Annotated in this window: 20 protein-coding genes; 8 read left to right on the top strand and 12 right to left on the bottom strand. The window is 64.6% G+C overall.

The window, feature by feature from the left end; all coding sequences use genetic code 11:
- Positions 1 to 119: 119 nt before the first annotated feature.
- A complete protein-coding gene (locus IVA88_RS19405) occupies positions 120 to 377 on the bottom strand; it encodes a tautomerase family protein (protein ID WP_247498821.1) in 258 nt (85 codons plus the stop codon).
- Positions 378 to 529: 152 nt separating this feature from the next.
- On the opposite strand from IVA88_RS19405, the gene IVA88_RS19400 reads away from it, so the two are divergent.
- Positions 530 to 1,507, top strand: coding sequence for a helix-turn-helix domain-containing protein (locus IVA88_RS19400; protein WP_247498820.1), 978 nt, complete (start codon positions 530 to 532; stop codon positions 1,505 to 1,507).
- A 4-nt stretch (positions 1,508 to 1,511) separates the two neighbouring features.
- Here IVA88_RS19400 and IVA88_RS19395 read toward each other — a convergent pair whose 3' ends face one another.
- Together IVA88_RS19395 and IVA88_RS19390 are read right to left on the bottom strand one after the other, a co-directional pair.
- Positions 1,512 to 1,649 carry a hypothetical protein gene (locus tag IVA88_RS19395; RefSeq protein WP_247498819.1) on the bottom strand — a complete coding sequence of 46 codons (138 nt, stop codon included), beginning with the start codon at positions 1,647 to 1,649 and terminating at the stop codon, positions 1,512 to 1,514.
- Positions 1,650 to 1,660: 11 nt separating this feature from the next.
- Positions 1,661 to 2,434 carry a gamma-glutamyl-gamma-aminobutyrate hydrolase family protein gene (locus IVA88_RS19390; RefSeq protein WP_247498818.1) on the bottom strand — a complete coding sequence of 258 codons (774 nt, stop codon included), beginning with the start codon at positions 2,432 to 2,434 and terminating at the stop codon, positions 1,661 to 1,663.
- A 256-nt stretch (positions 2,435 to 2,690) separates the two neighbouring features.
- Between IVA88_RS19390 and IVA88_RS19385 the strand changes: the two genes are divergently transcribed.
- Entirely contained in the window at positions 2,691 to 3,830 is a 1,140-nt protein-coding gene (locus tag IVA88_RS19385; protein WP_247498817.1) for an AI-2E family transporter, read from the top strand.
- A gap of 45 nt (positions 3,831 to 3,875) precedes the next feature.
- On the opposite strand, the gene IVA88_RS19380 is transcribed toward IVA88_RS19385, so the two are convergent.
- The 6 genes from IVA88_RS19380 to IVA88_RS19355 all read right to left on the bottom strand — a co-directional run bounded on the left by IVA88_RS19380 (position 3,876) and on the right by IVA88_RS19355 (position 7,563).
- Entirely contained in the window at positions 3,876 to 4,172 is a 297-nt protein-coding gene (locus IVA88_RS19380) for an antibiotic biosynthesis monooxygenase family protein (protein WP_247498816.1), read from the bottom strand.
- A 102-nt stretch (positions 4,173 to 4,274) separates the two neighbouring features.
- Complete coding sequence (locus IVA88_RS19375; RefSeq protein ID WP_247498815.1) at positions 4,275 to 4,511, bottom strand: hypothetical protein; 237 nt, start codon at positions 4,509 to 4,511, stop codon at positions 4,275 to 4,277.
- Between the two features lie 56 nt (positions 4,512 to 4,567).
- Positions 4,568 to 5,800, bottom strand: coding sequence for a GGDEF domain-containing protein (locus tag IVA88_RS19370; protein WP_247498814.1), 1,233 nt, complete (start codon positions 5,798 to 5,800; stop codon positions 4,568 to 4,570).
- A 229-nt stretch (positions 5,801 to 6,029) separates the two neighbouring features.
- The gene (rpsI, locus tag IVA88_RS19365; RefSeq protein WP_007611021.1) at positions 6,030 to 6,509 is read right to left on the bottom strand and encodes a 30S ribosomal protein S9; all 480 of its coding nucleotides are present in this window, start codon (positions 6,507 to 6,509) and stop codon (positions 6,030 to 6,032) included.
- A 2-nt stretch (positions 6,510 to 6,511) separates the two neighbouring features.
- Positions 6,512 to 6,976 (bottom strand): 50S ribosomal protein L13, encoded by a 465-nt coding sequence (gene rplM, locus IVA88_RS19360; RefSeq protein ID WP_092028874.1) that lies wholly within the window; start codon positions 6,974 to 6,976, stop codon positions 6,512 to 6,514.
- A gap of 158 nt (positions 6,977 to 7,134) precedes the next feature.
- Entirely contained in the window at positions 7,135 to 7,563 is a 429-nt protein-coding gene (locus tag IVA88_RS19355) for a PaaI family thioesterase (protein WP_247498813.1), read from the bottom strand.
- Between the two features lie 86 nt (positions 7,564 to 7,649).
- On the opposite strand from IVA88_RS19355, the gene IVA88_RS19350 reads away from it, so the two are divergent.
- From IVA88_RS19350 to IVA88_RS19335, 4 genes are all read left to right on the top strand, one after another.
- Positions 7,650 to 8,474, top strand: a complete 825-nt coding sequence (locus IVA88_RS19350; protein WP_247498812.1) for an enoyl-CoA hydratase — start codon at positions 7,650 to 7,652, stop codon at positions 8,472 to 8,474.
- A gap of 105 nt (positions 8,475 to 8,579) precedes the next feature.
- Entirely contained in the window at positions 8,580 to 9,164 is a 585-nt protein-coding gene (locus IVA88_RS19345; RefSeq protein ID WP_247498811.1) for a CoA-binding protein, read from the top strand.
- A 138-nt stretch (positions 9,165 to 9,302) separates the two neighbouring features.
- Positions 9,303 to 10,583: an O-acetylhomoserine aminocarboxypropyltransferase gene (locus IVA88_RS19340; RefSeq protein ID WP_247498810.1), complete on the top strand. Its 1,281-nt coding sequence runs from the start codon at positions 9,303 to 9,305 to the stop codon at positions 10,581 to 10,583.
- 159 nt (positions 10,584 to 10,742) lie between these two features.
- On the top strand, positions 10,743 to 11,087 hold the full coding sequence (locus tag IVA88_RS19335) for a hypothetical protein (protein WP_247498809.1): 345 nt from the start codon (positions 10,743 to 10,745) through the stop codon (positions 11,085 to 11,087).
- Positions 11,088 to 11,100: 13 nt separating this feature from the next.
- Here IVA88_RS19335 and IVA88_RS19330 read toward each other — a convergent pair whose 3' ends face one another.
- Positions 11,101 to 12,183, bottom strand: coding sequence for a COX15/CtaA family protein (locus IVA88_RS19330; protein WP_247498808.1), 1,083 nt, complete (start codon positions 12,181 to 12,183; stop codon positions 11,101 to 11,103).
- 108 nt (positions 12,184 to 12,291) lie between these two features.
- Between IVA88_RS19330 and IVA88_RS19325 the strand changes: the two genes are divergently transcribed.
- Positions 12,292 to 12,513, top strand: coding sequence for a DUF2842 domain-containing protein (locus tag IVA88_RS19325; protein WP_007611039.1), 222 nt, complete (start codon positions 12,292 to 12,294; stop codon positions 12,511 to 12,513).
- On the opposite strand, the gene IVA88_RS19320 is transcribed toward IVA88_RS19325, so the two are convergent.
- Positions 12,503 to 13,546, bottom strand: a complete 1,044-nt coding sequence (locus IVA88_RS19320; protein WP_247498807.1) for a polysaccharide deacetylase family protein — start codon at positions 13,544 to 13,546, stop codon at positions 12,503 to 12,505. The genes IVA88_RS19325 and IVA88_RS19320 overlap by 11 nt on opposite strands.
- Positions 13,547 to 13,671: 125 nt before the next feature.
- Between IVA88_RS19320 and IVA88_RS19315 the strand changes: the two genes are divergently transcribed.
- On the top strand, positions 13,672 to 14,853 hold the full coding sequence (locus IVA88_RS19315) for a GNAT family N-acetyltransferase (RefSeq protein WP_247498806.1): 1,182 nt from the start codon (positions 13,672 to 13,674) through the stop codon (positions 14,851 to 14,853).
- 11 nt (positions 14,854 to 14,864) lie between these two features.
- Here the strand turns inward: IVA88_RS19315 and IVA88_RS19310 are convergent, their stop codons facing one another.
- Positions 14,865 to 17,126, bottom strand: coding sequence for an exopolysaccharide transport family protein (locus IVA88_RS19310; protein ID WP_247498805.1), 2,262 nt, complete (start codon positions 17,124 to 17,126; stop codon positions 14,865 to 14,867).
- Between the last annotated feature and the right edge of the window lie 183 nt (positions 17,127 to 17,309).

Here is a 17,309-nt window from a genome sequence, read left to right as displayed (position 1 = left end):
GCCGCGTGCAGGCTCTTGTGCGATTGTGCGATGCAATGGAAATCGCCTCCGCAGATCGGTTGAGCACAGGGCGGTGGCGGACCATGCCTTGGGCTGGTCCGCCCGCGTGCTTCGCGCTGCTACGTCTTCGCGACCCGCACCCCATCCGTCCCGATTGCGCCGAACGTGCCGGCGATGATCTCCGGCGTCGGCTGCATGCCGCCGAGCGACCAGTGCGAGGGCTCCTGCTCCTCGATCCTGACCCAGACGTTGCGGCGGAATTCCGGGTTGCCCTGCCCTTCGACCTCGACCAGGAGGTCCGTGACGCGGTCGAGCAGCGCTTTCTTCTGCGCAACATCCAGGATGCCGCGGACGGTGGAAATGGTGACATAAGGCATGTCTTTCTCCAATCAAGTCGTGTGACGACGGTTGAGAGATTGAACCGGACCTGCCGGAGACGGCAGTGGCGGATAAGACAGAGGTCGGGCAATTTCCGCCATAGGTCCGCGCGCCGATCGGCTAGGATCGCCGTATCTTGTCTGGAGGTCCGATGAAGCTCGCAATATTGGCGCTGGAAGGCTGCATGCATTCGGCGATCTCAGGGATCGCCGACGTCCTGTCGCTCGCCAACCACGTGATGCAGCAGAGCGGCGTCAAACCCGGCTTCGCCTGGCAGACGCTTTCGCTCGACGGCAAGCCTGTGCGCGCCGGCGGCGGCCAGATGGTCGCGGTCGACGCCGCTATCGAGAAACGCGGTCGCTTTGACGCGATCCTCGTCCCCGGCAACCTCGTCGATCACGTCACGGCCGAGCGCCTGCAACCGCAATATGCCCGGGCCGGCGCCTGGCTGCGGCAGCAGCACGCCAACGGACGGCTGATCGGCGCGTTTTGCAGCGGCGTATTCCTGCTTGCCGGCGCCGGCCTGCTCGACAACCGCCGCGCCACCATCACCTGGTGGCTGCAAAGCGAGCTGCGGCAGCGTCATCCCACCATCGACCTCGCCCCGGACGCGGTCATCACCACCGCGGACCGCATCGTCTGCGCGGCCGGACCGATGTCGTGGGTCGACCTCCTGCTCAGGCTGATCGAGATGGTCGACGGCAAGGACATCGCAAAACTATGCGCGGATTACGTCGTCATCGACACCGCGCAGCGCACCCAGTCGATCTTCATGCCAGTCGGCTATTTGCTCTCGCGGGACCCGCTGCTGACCCAGGCGGACCTGCTGGTGCGTCGCACCGGAAAGCGTCCGATGACCGTCAAGCGTCTGGCCGATGCGCTCGGCCTCAGCGAGCGCACGCTGAACCGGAAGTTTCAGGAGCTCACCCGCGAGCCGCCGCAGGCCTTCATCATGCGTCGCCGCGTCGAGCACGCCCGCACGCTGCTGGAGACGACGATGCAGCCGGTCAAGACCATCGCGCGGGCGGCCGGCTACGAGGACGAGAGCAGCTTTCGCAAGGCGTTCCGCAAGCTCACTTTGATGTCGCCGCAGGCCTATCGCGCGCGACGGATGGAGCGGGCGGCGTAGAAGGCTAAGACGCCGCGCTCCCCATCCCCCGCGGCTTCACTTGTCGGGGAAAGTTCACCCCGATCTCCGTCACCACCGGCGCCCAGTGCACCAGTGCCGTGTTGTCGGAGACCGCCTTCACGCCGTCCCTACGCCCTCTCATTTACGGGCCGCCTACGCCGCCGCTTTCTGCCGCGCGACCATCGCTTCGCCAAAAGCCTCGAACAATTTTCGGTTGATCGGATTGTGCTGCGGGTCGTATTCGGCGTGCCATTGCACCCCGAGCGCAAATGTCCTGGCTTCCGCAATGCGGATCGCCTCGATGGTGCCGTCCTCGGCAATACCCTCGATCAGCACGCGCTTGCCGGGGTCCAGGATCCCCTGGCCGTGCAGCGAATTGACCCTGATCTTCTCGCAGCCGAGCAATTCTGCGAACGCGCCGCCCGGTGTCAGATCGACTTCGTGACGATCGGCGAACACCACTGTCGGATCGGGATGAATCTCGCCGTTCTCGAGCCTCGGCATGCGATGGTTCATGCGGCCCGGGATTTCGCGAATCTCGGGATGCAGCGAGCCGCCGAAGGCGACGTTCATCTCCTGGAGACCCCGGCAGATGCCGAACAGCGGGATACCGCGGGCCACGCAGGCGACCGAGAGCGCCAGCGCGACCTCGTCGCGGTGGATGTCGTAGGGCTCGTGCCTTTCGCAGGGATCGACGTTGAAGCGGGTCGGGTGGACATTGGCGCGGGCGCCGGTGAGCACGATACCGTCGACGGTGTCGAGCAGCGCACCGATATCGGTGATGTCGGGCGCTCCCGCGAACATCACCGGCAGGCCGCCGGAAACCTCGGCCACGGCGCGCAGATTACGCTCGCCGACCATCTGGACCTGAAATCGATTTTCAACGCGATGGGCGTTCCCGATCACGCCGACGACCGGCTTTCTCATCTCCCGTTCAGACTCCCCGCCGAAGAAGATTCTCTAAACATGCCCCCAGGGTGGAACAAATTCAACAGAGGGGTACGCGGGACGGCAATGCTATTTCGCGCAAATGACCGGCCGGAGGACGGGCGTGGCACCGCCTTCGCACCGGTGGCGTTGGCCCGCGAGGCCAGAGACGCGTCAAATCGCGCCAGAGCCCGGCTTGATCCGAGGAGAGATTTCGCGAAAGAGTGCCCGCCTGCCGCCCTCGAAAGGACCCGATGTGACCATTCCCGCAGATGAACGGCCCCGGACCCGCACCGATCTGGCCTGGTCGATCTCGGTCGGGGGCATCGGCGTTGCGATGTTCACGGCCATGCTGGTCTTCACCTGGTATTTTGCCACCACCCTGCTCCTGATCTTCACCGGCATGCTGCTCGGCGTCGGCCTCAACGCGCTGACCAACGCGCTTGGCCGCCGCGTGCACCTGCCGCATACGGTCCGGCTCGTGATCGTCTGCGCGGCGCTGGCCGTGATGCTCGCGAGCGTTGCCTATCTCGGAGGCGCCACCATCGCTGAACAGGCTGCGGTGCTCAGCAACACGATCAAGTCGCAAATCGGAAACGTCAAATCCTTCCTCGACAATCACGGCATCGACACCAGCTTCTTCGACTTCGGTAGCGCCGCGCCAGATTCATCGGCCATTGCACCGTCGGCAGCGACGCCCTCGCCTGCACCGAACTCGCGTGGTCCCCTGCCGGGCGCCGGCGCGCTCGCCTCGAGTGGTGGAGCAATCGTGAGCCAGACTTTCAAGCTGCTGCTCGGTACCATACACGGCGTCGGAAACATCTTCATCGTGCTGTTCTTGGGAGTCGCCTTTGCGGCCCAACCCGGCACCTATCGCGGCGGCTTGCTGTTCCTCATGCCCGCCAGGCATCGCACGCGTGCCACCCTCATCATCGACCGCATCAGCGAGACGCTGGAGCGCTGGTTGATCGCGCAGATCACCGTCATGCTCGCGGTCGGCGTGGTGACCTGGATCGGGCTTGCCGTCATCGGCATCCCCGGCTCATTCATCCTGGGAATTCAGGCGGGACTCCTCGCATTCATTCCAACCATCGGGGCCATTATCGGCGGCATGATCGTGGTGCTGGCGAGCCTCGCCTCGGGCTGGATTCCAGCGCTGTCGGCCTTTCTCCTCTTCATGGGCGTACACGCCATGGAGAGCTACGTGCTGACGCCGATCCTGCAGCGGCAGGCGCTGGACATTCCGCCGGCCACGCTGTTCGCGTTTCAGATCCTGCTCGGCGTCATGTTCGGAATCTGGGGCCTGGCGCTGGCGCTGCCACTGGTCGCCATCGCCAAGGTCATGATCGACCACTTCAAAGCGTATGAGGCGCCGCCTCTGGCGGAGGCGGCCTAGAGCATCATCCTCGCGACAACGCGGAACGCGTTTGCGCGGAGAGCCTCAAGTGGTGAGCACGGTCTCGGTGTGCTCGACCTCCGGTGGTGACGCAAAATACTGGCCGACGAGGCCACGCCATTCGCTGAAATTCTCGGAGCCGCGGAAGTCGACGGTGTGGTTCTCCAGCGCCTCCCACTTCACCATCAGGCGGTAGCGCTGCGGCTTCTCGATCGACTTGTGCAGCTCGAAACCGTGAAAACCCTTGGAGCGGCCGAAGGCGGCCTTGGCCTTGACGACGGCGGCTTCAAAGTCCTTCTCGCTGCCCGGCTTGACGTCGATTTGCGCGATCTCGGTGATCATCTGTTTCCACCCATTTTTGTTCGACGGGCGTGTCTAGCGCAGCCGGCGACAAAGAAAAAGGCGCCGAAACGGCGCCCTGCCTGGTCCAAAAATGCAGATCACTCAGGCGAGCAGCAGAACGGTACCCGCCACGAGCAGTGCACAACCTGCGAACAGCGCGAGTGGCCAGTAGCTGCGGCCTTGCGTGTAGCGCCCTTGGGCCCGGCGCTCGGTGATCAGCGCGCTCTCGTATTCGTCCGCGGTCGAGAACAGGCAGGCGAAGCCGCCGCGTGCCGAGGCCGCAGCGGCTTCGAGCGACATCAGGGCAGCCTGCGGGTTCTGTCGACGGATCGATTCCATGACCGCAATGGTAGGGATCGAATGGTAAACAGGGGATTACCGCAAGGCTCCTTTGCCTAGGCGGTCGCCGGCTGCGCCTTGGATTGTGTGTTGGATACGCCGATCCGCGCGGCACTCTGGCGGCGCCAGTTCTCCAGCGACAGCGGCAGCTCCTCCGCCGCCTCGACGCGGTTACGGCCGCCGCGCTTGGCCTGATAGAGCGCGGTGTCGGCCGAGGCCAGCAGCACTTCGAGCTCGGTGCCGGCCGGACCGCCCGCGACGCCGATGCTGACGGTGGTGTCGACCGGGCCCTCATCGACCACGACGCCGGAGGTCTCGAAGGCCTCGCGCACGCGCTCGGCGACCAGCACGCCCTCCTCCAGCGAACACGGCAGCAGCGCGGCGAACTCCTCGCCGCCGATGCGACCCGACATGTCGGTCATGCGCAGATTGCTGACGACGACGGTCGAGAACAGTTTCAGCATCTCGTCGCCGGCGGGATGGCCGAAGCGGTCGTTGATCGACTTGAAATGATCGATGTCGAAGATCATCACGGTCACGGGACGGCCGGCCTTCGCTTCGCGCTCGATCACGCGTCCGCAGGCTTCCGAGAAGCCGCGGCGGTTGAGCATGCCGGTCAGCGGATCGGTCGACGCGGCGGTCCGGTGCGCGGTGACCGTGCGCTCGGACACCAGCATGAAGATCACGAACACGGTGCCGACCGCATAGAGCACGAGCTCGACCGCGAACACGGTGACCCAGATGCTGGTGGAGAAGCCGGCATCGTTCGGGCGCAGGAAGCTGCCGAGCAGGATCGGCAGCATCAAGACGCAGCCGTGCATCACCGGGACCACGAAGGCCGGCCAGCGCCGTTGCAGGCTCTTGCGCCGCTCGATCCAGAGCTCGCTCGCGGTCAGCGCCGCATAGACCGAGACGATGCCGGCGCCGGCGATCATGCGCAGCATGGACGCTGCGGGATCGAGCAGCGTGGCGGCAGCGGCCCAGGCAAGCGCGCCGACCAGGAGACCCGGCCAGTTCGGCTTGCGGCCATGGAAGACGCGCGCCGCATTCCACACCATGCCGCAGGCGACGAAGCCGACCGCGTTCAGCGCAAGGTAAAGATGCGCGCCCAGCTTGTCGCCGGCCGCAGTCCAGAGCGCCACCGATGCGGCGCCGAGGAGATACGCGGTGCCCCACCATTTCAGTGCAGGGCTGTTCTCCTGCCTTCCGAAAAACACCATCATGGCGCCGAGCAGTGCGGCGATCATGGTAGCAACCAAATAGAGCGTGATGCTATCGAGCGACATCATGTCGGCCCCCTTCTAGACATAGCAGTTACGCGATCGGCTCAGCCGATTTGCGCGCCCTTCCAGATGCGACGCTATGTCTCGCGGGTTCCATTCAGGTTTTCATGCGCGCCCAAGTTTTCAAGAAACACGCCATCAATTTGCATACAAACGAACAGCAAAAAGGGCGCTGAAATCAGCGCCCTTTTGCATCTCATTGAAGCCGCTTTCGCGGCGAATGTGACCGAAGCGATTAACGCTTCGAGAACTGGAAGGACCGGCGGGCCTTGGCCTTGCCGTACTTCTTGCGCTCGACCACGCGGGAGTCGCGGGTGAGGAAGCCGCCCTTCTTGAGCACGGTGCGCAGCTCCGGCTCGAAATAGGTCAGCGCCTTGGAGATGCCATGGCGGACCGCGCCGGCCTGGCCGGACAGACCGCCGCCGGCGACGGTGCAGATCACGTCGTACTGGCCGGAACGCGCGGCCACGGAGAAGGGCTGCTCGATCATCATGCGCAGCACGGGACGGGCGAAATAGACCTCGACCTCGCGCGAGTTGACCGTGACCTTGCCGGCGCCCGGCTTGATCCAGACGCGGGCGACCGCGTCCTTGCGCTTGCCGGTGGCATAGGCGCGGTTGAACTTGTCAACCTTCTTCTCGTGCTTGGGCGCGTCGGGCGCGGCCGCCGTCTTGAGCTGCGAGAGCTGGTCGAGCGACTGAATGGATTCGGCCATGATTATGCGGCCCTCGTGTTCTTGCGGTTCAACTTGGCGATGTCGATCTTCTCGGGCGTCTGGGCCTCGTGCGGATGATCGGCGCCGCCATAGACGCGGAGATTGCCCATCTGGACGCGACCGAGCGGACCACGCGGGATCATGCGCTCGACGGCCTTCTCGAGCACGCGCTCGGGATGCTTGCCCTCGAGGATCTGGCGCGCGGTGCGCTCCTTGATGTGGCCGACATAGCCAGTGTGCTTGTAATAAGTCTTCTGCTCGCGCTTGCGGCCGGTGAGAACCGCATGCTGCGCGTTGATGATGATGATGTTGTCGCCGCAATCAACGTGCGGGGTGTAGGTCGGGAGGTGCTTGCCGCGCAGGCGCATGGCGACGATGGTGGCGAGACGGCCGACGACCAGACCCTTGGCGTCGATCAATACCCACTTCTTCGTCACCTCAGCCGGCTTTGCCGAAAAGGTTTTCATGTCAGAGTTTCCGTGGACGGGGAGCATCGGCGCGAACACCGCACCGGACTGGGCGGTTTTCTAGAGAACAGAGGCGCCGCGGTCAATGCCCAAAGGCGGAATTTACATCATCAATATCAATGGCTTAGAAATATGGTATCAAGATACCTGCAAAAAGCTCAAACGTTTGGAATGGAATAGGTCGAGGTGACATGCGCGATCGGATCGGGCGAGGTGCCGGACAACAGTCTCACCTCACCGACGGCCAGCCGCTTGCCGAGCTTGAGCAACCGCGCCTCGGCCAGCACGTCCTGGCCGGGCTGCCCCTTGCGCAGGAAGTTGATGTTGAGATTGGTGGTCACGGCGAGCCCGATCGGCCCGATCGCGGACAACAGCACCACGTACATCGCGAAATCGGCGAGCGCCATAAGGGTCGGGCCGGACACGGTTCCACCGGGCCGCAGCATCCTTTCGCTGTAGCGCTGACGCAAAAGGCAGGCCTGACCGTCCGCGCTCTCGATCGTGATGTCGTCGCCGCTGAAGGCCTGGGGAAACTCGTTGCGGAGAAACTGCTCGAGCTCCGCCACGCTCATTTTCGCTAACGCCATGCTACCCCTCACCCTCGCTTCACGTCCCCTGTTACATTAAGTTGTCTGCGTCATCCAATCGCAATAATCCAACCGGAAACGCTTTGATGCCCGTCCAGGCTGCCCGCGCCCCCTCCCCGCAACCGCCGATCCTGCTGCGCGAGACCGTCGGCTCCATCGCGGTCCTGACCCTCAACCGCCCGGCCGCCCGCAACAGCCTGTCGGAGGCGATGATCGCGAGCCTGCATGCCGAGCTCAACGAGATCCGCGACGACAAGGCCGTCCGCGGCGTCGTGATCGCGGCCAACGGTCCAGCCTTCTCCGCCGGCCACGACATGAAGGAGCTAACCGCGCGCCGCGCCGATCCGGACCGCGGCCGTGCCTTCTTCGCCGAGATGATGACCGCCTGTAGCACGATGATGCAGGCCATCGTGCACCTGCCCAAGCCCGTGGTTGCAGCCGTCCAGGGCATCGCGACCGCGGCCGGCTGCCAGCTCGTGGCCAGCTGCGATCTCGCGATCGCCTCGGAAGCTGCGAGCTTTGCCACCCCCGGCGTAGACATCGGCCTGTTCTGCTCGACGCCGATGGTGGCGCTGTCGCGCAACGTGCCGCGCAAGCAGGCGATGGAGATGCTGCTGACGGGCGAGCCGATCCCGGCCGCACGCGCCCGCGAGATCGGGCTGGTCAATCGTGTCGTCGCCGCCGGCACCGAGCGTGACGCCGCCATTGCACTGGCCGAACAGGTCGCGCTGAAATCCGCCTACACCGTCAAGCTCGGCAAGGAGGCGTTCTACCGCCAGGCCGAGATGAGCCTTGCGGACGCCTATCGCTATGCCGCAGAGGTGATGACCGAGAACATGATGGCGCGAGACGCCGAGGAAGGCATCGGCGCCTTCATCGAGAAGCGCACGCCGACATGGCGGGATGAATGATCCGTCATTGCGAGCGAAGCGAAGCAATCCAGAAATCCCTCCTTGGAGACAGACTGGATTGCTTCGTCGCTTCGCTCCTCGCAATGACAGCAAGAAGATGAGCCAATGAACCACGACGCCTATCCCGACAATTACATCCGCGGCATCCTCAACAGCGTGAAGTCGATCGCGATGGTTGGCGCCTCGCCTGTCAACGTGCGACCGAGCTATTTCGCGTTCAAATATCTGGCCCAGCGCGGCTACGACATGATCCCGGTCAATCCCGGCCATGTCGGCAAGGAGCTGCTGGGAAAACCCTTCGTCGCCTCGCTGTCCGACATCGACCGTCCCGTCGACATGATCGACATTTTCCGCAACTCCAGCCACATCATGCCGGTGGTCGAGGAAGCCCTCACGCTCGATCCGCTGCCGAAGGTAATCTGGATGCAGCTTGGCGCTCGCGACGATGCGGCGGCGCTGAAGGCGGAATCGGTCGGCATAAAGGTGGTGATGAACCGCTGCCCCAAGATCGAATACGGCCGTTTGTCGTCGGAGATATCGTGGATGGGCGTCAATTCGCGCACGCTGAGCTCTAAACGCCCCCCGGCGCCGACGCAAGGCATGCGGCTATCCCTCAATCGGATGAGTGTCGGCGGCGGCGAAACTGCGGCATCGGATCGCGCCGCCAAAAACAAGACCGAGCAAAGCTGACGCAATTGCGAAGGCTTCATTTCGGCAACGCGACAATGCGTAGCACGATCGTTCTGATGTGAAGCCGCGCCTTGACGACAGCCGCGGCGCCAATCAGCATGCCGCGCGATTTCAGACCACGAGAACAGGACGCCCTCAATGAGCGATCGCCTTCCGGGATTTTCGACCCTCGCCGTGCATGCCGGTGCACAGCCCGATCCCACCACCGGTGCGCGCGCGACTCCGATTTATCAAACGACGTCGTTCGTGTTCAACGACGCCGACCATGCCGCCTCGCTATTCGGCCTGCAGGCGTTCGGCAACATCTATACCCGCATCGGCAATCCCACCAACGCGGTGCTGGAAGAGCGCGTCGCGGCGCTCGAAGGCGGCACGGCCGCGCTTGCGGTGGCCTCGGGTCATGCCGCGCAGGTCGTGGTGTTGCAGCAATTGCTCCAGCCCGGCGACGAGTTCATCGCCGCGCGAAAGCTCTATGGCGGCTCGATCAACCAGTTCACGCATGCCTTCAAGAGCTTCGGCTGGAACGTGGTGTGGGCCGATCCCGACGACATCGCGAGCTTCGAACGTGCGGTCACGCCGCGCACGAAAGCGATCTTCATCGAGTCCATCGCCAATCCCGCCGGCAGCATCACCGATATCGAGGCGATCTCGACGGTGGCGCGCAAGGCGGGCGTACCGCTGATCGTCGACAATACGCTGGCCTCGCCCTATCTGATCCGCCCGATCGATCACGGTGCCGACATCGTCGTGCACTCGCTGACGAAGTTTCTGGGCGGTCACGGCAATTCGCTCGGCGGCATCATCGTCGATGCCGGTACCTTCGATTGGTCGACCGGCGGCAAATATCCGATGCTGTCGGAGCCGCGGCCCGAATATCACGGCATCCGGCTGCAGGAGACGTTTGGCAATTTCGCCTTCGCGATCGCCTGCCGCGTGCTGGGCCTGCGCGACCTCGGACCCGCGCTGTCGCCGTTCAACGCCTTCATGATCCTCACGGGCATCGAGACATTGCCGCTGCGCATGCAGAAGCACTGCGACAATGCGAAAGCGGTCGCAGAATTCCTCGCCGGCCATCCGGCGGTGGCCGCGGTGAACTATGCGGGCCTCGCAAGCGACAAGTACAACCAGCTCGCGCGCAAATACGCACCGAAGGGTGCCGGCGCCGTGTTCACCTTCAGCTTGAAGGGCGGCTACGATGCCGGCGTCAGCCTGGTGTCGAAGTTGCAGCTGTTCTCGCATCTGGCCAATGTCGGCGACACCCGCTCGCTCGTCATCCATCCGGCCTCGACCACGCATAGCCAGCTCGACGACGCCGCCAAGGTCAAGTCCGGCGCCGGCCCCGACGTGGTGCGGCTCTCGATCGGCATCGAGGACAAGGAAGATTTGATCGCCGATCTGGAACAGGCGCTGGGCGCTTAGTTTCCCTGTCGTTCCGGGGACGCCAGCGCGAACCCGGAATCTCGAGGTTCCGGGTTCGGTGCTTCGCACCGCCCCGGAACGACAGCCTCGGTTAACGATCATTAACCATATCTGCCGCATACATCGTCACTGGATCTCCCCTTTGATTCGGAGCCGACGATGCTGCGCTGGATGGTGCCTGCCCTTGCGGCGATGCTAACGGTCTCAGCTGCGCTTGCCGCCGATTTGCCGGCCACGCCGAAGCGGCGGGCCGCCGCTCCGCCGCAGGAGCTACCGCAGGTCTATGTCGAGACCGATCCGGACGCGCTGATCTCGCCGGCCTATGGCATCGGCAGCTACATCCGCAACCTGCCCGGTACGCCACTGCTGCCGGGCTCCCACACGCTTCCGGGCTATTACGGCCGTCCGTGGGATTACGATTATCAGGGCTCGTATTACGGCGGGAAGCAGGTCGACTATTTCTGGCGCCTGCCCTACTCGTGCGGCATCTACGGCTATTGCTGAAGAACAGACCCGATCAGCCGGCCTGACCGACGGGAACCGCGCGCGGCTGCGCTTCAGTCGAGCCGCGCGTCGCGAGCCGCTCTGTCTGCATGACCGCAAGCGTCAGCACCACGATCGCGACCGCCTGATGCGCGAGCGCGAGGTCAATCGGCACCTGGTTGAGCAGCGTGAGGATGCCGAGCACAGCTTGCAGGCTGACCGCACCCAATAGCAAAAGCGCGCCGTTTGCTGCAGACCCCGCGCGTGAACGCACCGCATCGAACGCGTGCAACGCCGCCAGCGCGAACAGCGCGTAGGCCGTCATGCGGTGCTCGAACTGCACTGTCAGCACGTTGTCGAACATGTTGCGCCACCACGGCGTCTCGAACCACAGCCGCTCCGCCGACGGAATGAACGCGCCGTCGATCTGCGGCCACGTGTTGTAGGCGCGGCCGGCGCGCAGGCCAGCAACCAGCGCACCGAAATAGATCTGGATCAAGGTCACGACGAGGAGCAAGGCGCTCGTGAAGCGCAGCCGCGACGATGCTGCGATCGGCGGCCGCTCGGCGAGCCGCCGCACCGTCCAGACGATGCCGGCAAAGATCAGAAGCGCCAGCACAAGATGCGTCGCCAGCCGATATTGCGAGACCTCGACGCGTTCAGACAGCCCCGAGGCCACCATCCACCAGCCGACCGCGCCCTGGAGCCCGCCGAGCCCGAACAGCAACCACAACCGCCGCTTCAACTCACCGGACAGGCCGCCGCGCCACAGGAAGAACAGGAACGGCAGGAGATAGGCGAAGCCGATGAAACGGCCAAGCAGCCGGTGGCTCCATTCCCACCAGAAGATCTCCTTGAACTCGGACAGGCTCATGCCCGCGTTGAGCTCGCGATATTGCGGGATCTTCTTGTAGGCCTCGAAGGCCTCGGTCCACTGCGCGTCCGAGAGTGGCGGCACGCTGCCCGTGACCGGCTTCCATTCGACGATCGAGAGCCCGGATTCCGTCAGCCGCGTCGCACCGCCGACCAGTACCATCAGCGCGATCAGCCCAGCCACGAAGATCAGCCACCAACGCACGGCGCGATGCGGCTCGGACGGGGCGGAAATCGTCTTCATTCGAGGCAAAACCAGAGCTTGAACCGGCAAGGCTTGAACCAAACTGCGTGCCCCTTATAGTCCCCCACTCCCGCAGCGCAAGTTACGCGAAGGCCGCAATATTCCGTCATGACGATCCGCACCCGCAAGTTCCTCGGCACCATCCTGCTCCTGGTGCTCGCCACCGTCTGGGCCCTGCTCGGCATGGCGCTGGCGCAGATGCCGTGGATCGCCGAGTCCGGCTGGCGGCAGGCGATCTATTACGTGGTGGTCGGCATGGGCTGGGTGCTGCCGGCGATGCCGATCGTGAGCTGGATGCAGCGGCCCGACCGGGCGAAAACTAGTTCGTAGTTCCGCCGGTCGGCTTCACCGGCGCAAAGGCCGTGCCCGACACCAGCACCCTCATCATGCGCAGCGAGCGCACCCGGCCATCCCAGGAAATGCGCGGCAGCGCGCGCAGATTGGTGCGTCCCTCCGCATCCACGATGCCCGGGATCGTCGTCACCGCGCTGGCAAAGCCGGCCTCCTCCGCCATGACGACATGGCTGCGCCGGAATGAGGCGCGATCGCCGAACGGAAAGGCGAGATGCCTGATATCGCGATGGAAGGCCGCTTCCGCCACCGCCTTGCCCATCGTCATCTCGCGCAGCGCGGCCGCATCCTTCATGTTGGCGAGAACGGGATAGTTCACGGTCGCACTGCCGATCGTCACCAGCGGATCGGCCGCAAGCCTCGCCAGATCCTCCCAATTCATCGACGCTTCGCGTGAGAGCGCCGCGAGGTCGATCCGGTAGCGTGTGCAAAGGTCTGCGATCGCAGCCGACACATCCGCCGGCGGCAGCGAGCGCAGCCAGGCCTCGACGAACGAAAACAACGCCTGCTTCCCGGCATTGTCGGTGACAGTGAAGCGCTGCTCCTTCTCGCCCATCACCAGGCTGACGCGGCTCTCGCGCGCGATCACCTGTTCGAGCCCAAGCCACCAGGCTTCTCCGACGCCGTCGGGAAATGCCGTTGGCACATAGACCGTGAAGGGCACGGCGTGGCGCGCCAGCACCGGATAGGCAAAGTCGATCAGATCCTTGCCGGCACCGTCGAACGTGAGTGCCACGAAGCGCCGCTGTTCCGGCAGCGTCACCGCGCGCCGGCAGACCTCGTCCATCCCGAGAAAATCGTAGTTCCACCGCTTCAGCGCGCGAATGGCGCGATCGAGGAAATACGGCGTGATCTCGTGCTCGCGCAGCGGCTGAAACCCGCCGCGCCGCCGCGGCCGGACATGCGCAAAGCGCAGGATGGCGCCGGCACCACGACTGCGCAGCGCAGCCTGCCCGGTGAACCAGGTCAGTTCAAGGCGCAGCCGTTCCAGCCATCTGTCGTCGGATGCCAATATCCCACCTCGCGGTCGGCGCCCGTTCCCTCTCCCATAGTCATTACCCTTTGTTGACATTTCTTTGCAAAGGTCGGCCACAGGCCGAATGACGCATATTTTTGATTTCTCGACAGGTTTCGCGAATGACCATGGCTGCGGCGATGCAGAGCCGGACGGCAGAAGCGCCCGCGCGGTCCAAAGCGAGCCGTATCGCGCATGTCGATATCGTCACCGATCTCGGTGCGGCCGAGGCGGTCTGGCGTACCTTCGAGCAGCCGGGTCACCTCTTCACGCCCTATCAGCGATTTGACCTGCTGAGTCCCTGGCAGCGTCTGGTCGGTGAGCACGAACGCGCCCGCCCTTTCATCGTCATTGCGCACGACGCCGAGCATCAGCCGCTCCTGCTGCTGCCGCTCTCGCTGCGCCAAAACCACGGCGTGCGCACGGCCTGCTTCATGGGCGGCAAGCATACGACCTTCAACATGGGCCTGTGGAACGCCGGGTTTGCAGCGCAGGTCGCCATCGCCGACCTCGACGCGCTGCTTGCGCCGCTGCGCGAGCATGTCGACGTACTCGCACTGACGCAGCAGCCGCTGCACTGGCACGACCAGCAGAACCCGTTTGGGCACCTGCCGCGCCAGAGCGCGATCAACGGCTGCCCGCTGCTCACGATGGAGCCAGGCGGCCCGCCGACATCGCGGATCAGCAATTCCTTCCGCCGCCGCCTCAAGAGCAAGGAGAAGAAGCTCCAGGCGCTCTCCGGCTATCGCTATCACCTGGCGACCACCGACACCGACATCACCCGCCTGCTCGACTGGTTCTTCCGCGTCAAGCCGGCGCGGATGGCCGAACAGAAGCTTCCCAATGTCTTCGCCGAGCCCGGCGTCGAGCAATTCGTCCGCAGCGCCTGCCTTGCGCTGCGCGGTGACGGCCGCGTCATCGACATCCACGCGCTCGAATGCGACGACGAGGTGATTGCGATCTTCGCCGGCGTCGCCGACGGCCAGCGCTTCTCGATGATGTTCAACACCTACACGATGTCCGAGCATGCCCGCTATAGCCCCGGGCTGATCCTGATGCGCTACATCATCGACCGCTGCGCCGAGCGCGGCTACCGCTCGCTCGACCTCGGCATCGGCTCGGACGAGTACAAGCGGATGTTCTGCAAGGACGACCAGGACATCTTCGACAGTTTTGTTCCGCTGACGTCACGCGGAAAACTCGCGGCGATGGCGATGTCCTCGCTGAGCCACGGCAAGCGGCTGGTGAAACAAAACCAGATGCTGTTCGACCTCGCGCAGCGGTTGCGGCGAGTGTTCGGGTAATCTCCCCTCGCCTACGCCGCCACGACGCGCGGCGCGTCCCTCGCATCCGACGGCTGCACGGGCTTGCTCAGCATGGTCACCTCGCTAAAGCCGACGGCCCTGAGCTGCTCGCACATCAGCGCGCGCGCATCCGGCGCCATCGACGCGTCGGGCACCACGACGGCGCGGGCATTCGCCGTCAGGAGCTCAGCCGGAAGGTCGGAGGCGCTGCCGGCATCGAGCAGCACGTGGTCGTAGGCGCGCAGCAACGCGTCGACCGCGAGCGTCACTCGCGGCGACTGCAACAGGCTGCGATCGAAGCCGGGACGGCCGGCCGTGACCAGATGCAGCCGCGAGAGCTTGTCCCGGGTGATGACTTGCGCGAACGATGCCTCGCCCTGCATCAGCTCGGCAAGACCGGGCGCCGAGGCATCGACGGACACGGCGGCCATGATCGGCGAGGACGCGGCGAGATCGACGACGACGACCCGTGCATCGCGCGCCAGGTGCCGGGCCAGCGTCAGCGTCGACAGCGTGACGGCTTCGCCGCTTGCGGTGCCAAGCACCGTGACTTTCTTCGCCATGGCCCCATCGGCGCGCAGGCGATCAGCCAGATGTTCGATCTCCGCGAATTCGGTGACATCGGCATCAGCTGTCATCTCCGGCTGAAGCGGCGCGGGTTCTGCCATGACCGGATCGACGACGGGCTCGACGACCGCCGGTTGGACAATTTGTTCCTGGCGAGCCGAGGCCCGCGTGAGCGCCGGTGCGAACACCGCCACCGCACGGGGCGCAGTCTGGCGCAACAACTCTCCCGTGACGACGACACCGGACGAGAGCAACAGCGTCGCGATCGTCGCGATCAGCACGATCGGCAGCTTCTTCGGATAGGCCGGCATGTTCGAGACGATGGCGCGCGAGATGATGCGGCCATCCGTCGGCGCGGTGTCGATGGTCTCGCGGGTGTTGGCTTCACGGTATTTCGCGAGATAGGTTTCGAGCAGGTCGCGCTGCGCCTTGGCCTCACGCTCGAGGGCACGGAGCTGCACGTCCTGGCCGTTGGTGGAGGTCGCCTGCTTCTTGAGCTGCTCGAGGCTCGCCGACAATTCCTGGACGCGCCCGGCGGCGGCACGCGAGTCGTTTTCGAGGGTGCGGGCAAGCTTGGCGGCCTCGTCCCGGATCTGGGTGTCGAGATCGGCGAGCTGCGCCTTCAATTCCTTGATGCGCGGATGGTTGCCAAGCAACGTCGATGATTGCTCGGCCAGTTGGGCCCGCAACGCCACGCGCTGCTGGGAGGGCGTGCGCATCGATTCCGAGTTCAGCACTTCCGACGATTCGATCGGCTTGCCGCTCTGGATCATCTCGCGGATCAGGCGCGCCTTGGCCTCGGCATCGGCCTTGAGCGCGCGCGCATTGTTGAGCTGGGTGTTGACCTCGCCCATCTGCTGGTTCGACAGCGTCGTGTTGTTGGTGCCGACGAACAGGCTCGACTTGGAGCGGAAATCCTCGGCCTTGGCTTCGGCTTCGGAGACATTCCGTCGCAGCTCGTCGATCCTGCCGGCATACCACTGGCTGGCGTTTCGGGCCTGATCCTGACGCGCATCCTGCTGGAGCACGAGATAGCCGTCGGCGATCGAATTGGCGACGCGCACGGCGAGATCGGGATCGGCGGACTGGAATTCGATCACGATGACGCGCGACTTGTCGACGGCGTAGGCCTGGAGGCGCTCGTAATAGGCGTCCAGCACGCGCTCTTCCGGTGTCATCGAGAACGGATCGCGGCCGATGCCGACCAGCGCCGCAAGCGACTTCAGCGGCGAAATGCCTTGCAGCACCGGATCGAACTCGGGCCGTTCCGCAAGCTTGTTTTTCTTGATGATCTCGCGCGCGAGATCGCGCGACAGCACGAGCTGCACCTGGCTGGTGACGGCTTCGGCGTCGAGCGCCTGCCGTTCCTCGGCGCGATCGCTGTTGGGGCGCAGAAACACGTTCTCGCGGCCGTCGATCAGGATGCGCGATTCAGACTTGTAGCGCGGCGTGACGAGATTGACGACCGCGACGGATGCGACGAGCGCCAGCACCGTCGGCACGATGATCCAGCCGCGCCTGCGCGCCAATGCCCCGCCGAGCGCGTGCAGATCGATGTCGCCGGATTCGACTGGCGACTGCCTCGGGGCAACGGACGCAGGATCTGCTTCGATCCGCTCGAGTTCGGCCCGCTTGGTTTCGGCCTTCGAGACAGCCCGCTCGACCACCGCCTTGTCCTTGCCGGCACGCCAGAACGCTAAACGCATCGAACACTCCCGCAGGGGCAACGCCACGAACTTACCTCAACCGGGGCGATTACACTCCATTAAGGTTGCCGCTGGGTTAATCGCGGTCTCCGGCAGCTCGCGCAGGGGCGCTCGTCATCGTTTGTTAACCACGAGGGCCCTTAATCCGTCTCGATATTTCGTGAGATTGTTCGAGCATTCGCT

This window comes from Bradyrhizobium sp. 149 (genome assembly GCF_023073915.1).
Lineage (GTDB): Bacteria > Pseudomonadota > Alphaproteobacteria > Rhizobiales > Xanthobacteraceae > Bradyrhizobium.
This window is presented reverse-complemented; position numbering and strand designations above follow the sequence as displayed.

Excerpts from the sequence above, each read along its gene's own strand:
- IVA88_RS19340 (WP_247498810.1), top strand. The coding sequence starts at position 9,303 with ATGAGCGATCGCCTTCCGGGATTTTCGACCCTCGCCGTGCATGCCGGT.
- IVA88_RS19380 (WP_247498816.1), bottom strand. The coding sequence starts at position 4,172 with ATGATCACCGAGATCGCGCAAATCGACGTCAAGCCGGGCAGCGAGAAG.
- IVA88_RS19310 (WP_247498805.1), bottom strand. The coding sequence starts at position 17,126 with ATGCGTTTAGCGTTCTGGCGTGCCGGCAAGGACAAGGCGGTGGTCGAG.
- IVA88_RS19390 (WP_247498818.1), bottom strand. The coding sequence starts at position 2,434 with ATGAGAAAGCCGGTCGTCGGCGTGATCGGGAACGCCCATCGCGTTGAA.
- IVA88_RS19315 (WP_247498806.1), top strand. The coding sequence starts at position 13,672 with ATGACCATGGCTGCGGCGATGCAGAGCCGGACGGCAGAAGCGCCCGCG.
- IVA88_RS19375 (WP_247498815.1), bottom strand. The coding sequence starts at position 4,511 with ATGGAATCGATCCGTCGACAGAACCCGCAGGCTGCCCTGATGTCGCTC.
- rpsI (WP_007611021.1), bottom strand. The coding sequence starts at position 6,509 with ATGGCCGAATCCATTCAGTCGCTCGACCAGCTCTCGCAGCTCAAGACG.
- IVA88_RS19400 (WP_247498820.1), top strand. The coding sequence starts at position 530 with ATGAAGCTCGCAATATTGGCGCTGGAAGGCTGCATGCATTCGGCGATC.
- rplM (WP_092028874.1), bottom strand. The coding sequence starts at position 6,976 with ATGAAAACCTTTTCGGCAAAGCCGGCTGAGGTGACGAAGAAGTGGGTA.
- IVA88_RS19405 (WP_247498821.1), bottom strand. The coding sequence starts at position 377 with ATGCCTTATGTCACCATTTCCACCGTCCGCGGCATCCTGGATGTTGCG.
- IVA88_RS19355 (WP_247498813.1), bottom strand. The coding sequence starts at position 7,563 with ATGGCGTTAGCGAAAATGAGCGTGGCGGAGCTCGAGCAGTTTCTCCGC.
- IVA88_RS19330 (WP_247498808.1), bottom strand. The coding sequence starts at position 12,183 with ATGAAGACGATTTCCGCCCCGTCCGAGCCGCATCGCGCCGTGCGTTGG.
- IVA88_RS19370 (WP_247498814.1), bottom strand. The coding sequence starts at position 5,800 with ATGATGTCGCTCGATAGCATCACGCTCTATTTGGTTGCTACCATGATC.
- IVA88_RS19395 (WP_247498819.1), bottom strand. The coding sequence starts at position 1,649 with ATGAGAGGGCGTAGGGACGGCGTGAAGGCGGTCTCCGACAACACGGCA.
- IVA88_RS19345 (WP_247498811.1), top strand. The coding sequence starts at position 8,580 with ATGAACCACGACGCCTATCCCGACAATTACATCCGCGGCATCCTCAAC.
- IVA88_RS19350 (WP_247498812.1), top strand. The coding sequence starts at position 7,650 with ATGCCCGTCCAGGCTGCCCGCGCCCCCTCCCCGCAACCGCCGATCCTG.
- IVA88_RS19325 (WP_007611039.1), top strand. The coding sequence starts at position 12,292 with ATGACGATCCGCACCCGCAAGTTCCTCGGCACCATCCTGCTCCTGGTG.
- IVA88_RS19335 (WP_247498809.1), top strand. The coding sequence starts at position 10,743 with ATGCTGCGCTGGATGGTGCCTGCCCTTGCGGCGATGCTAACGGTCTCA.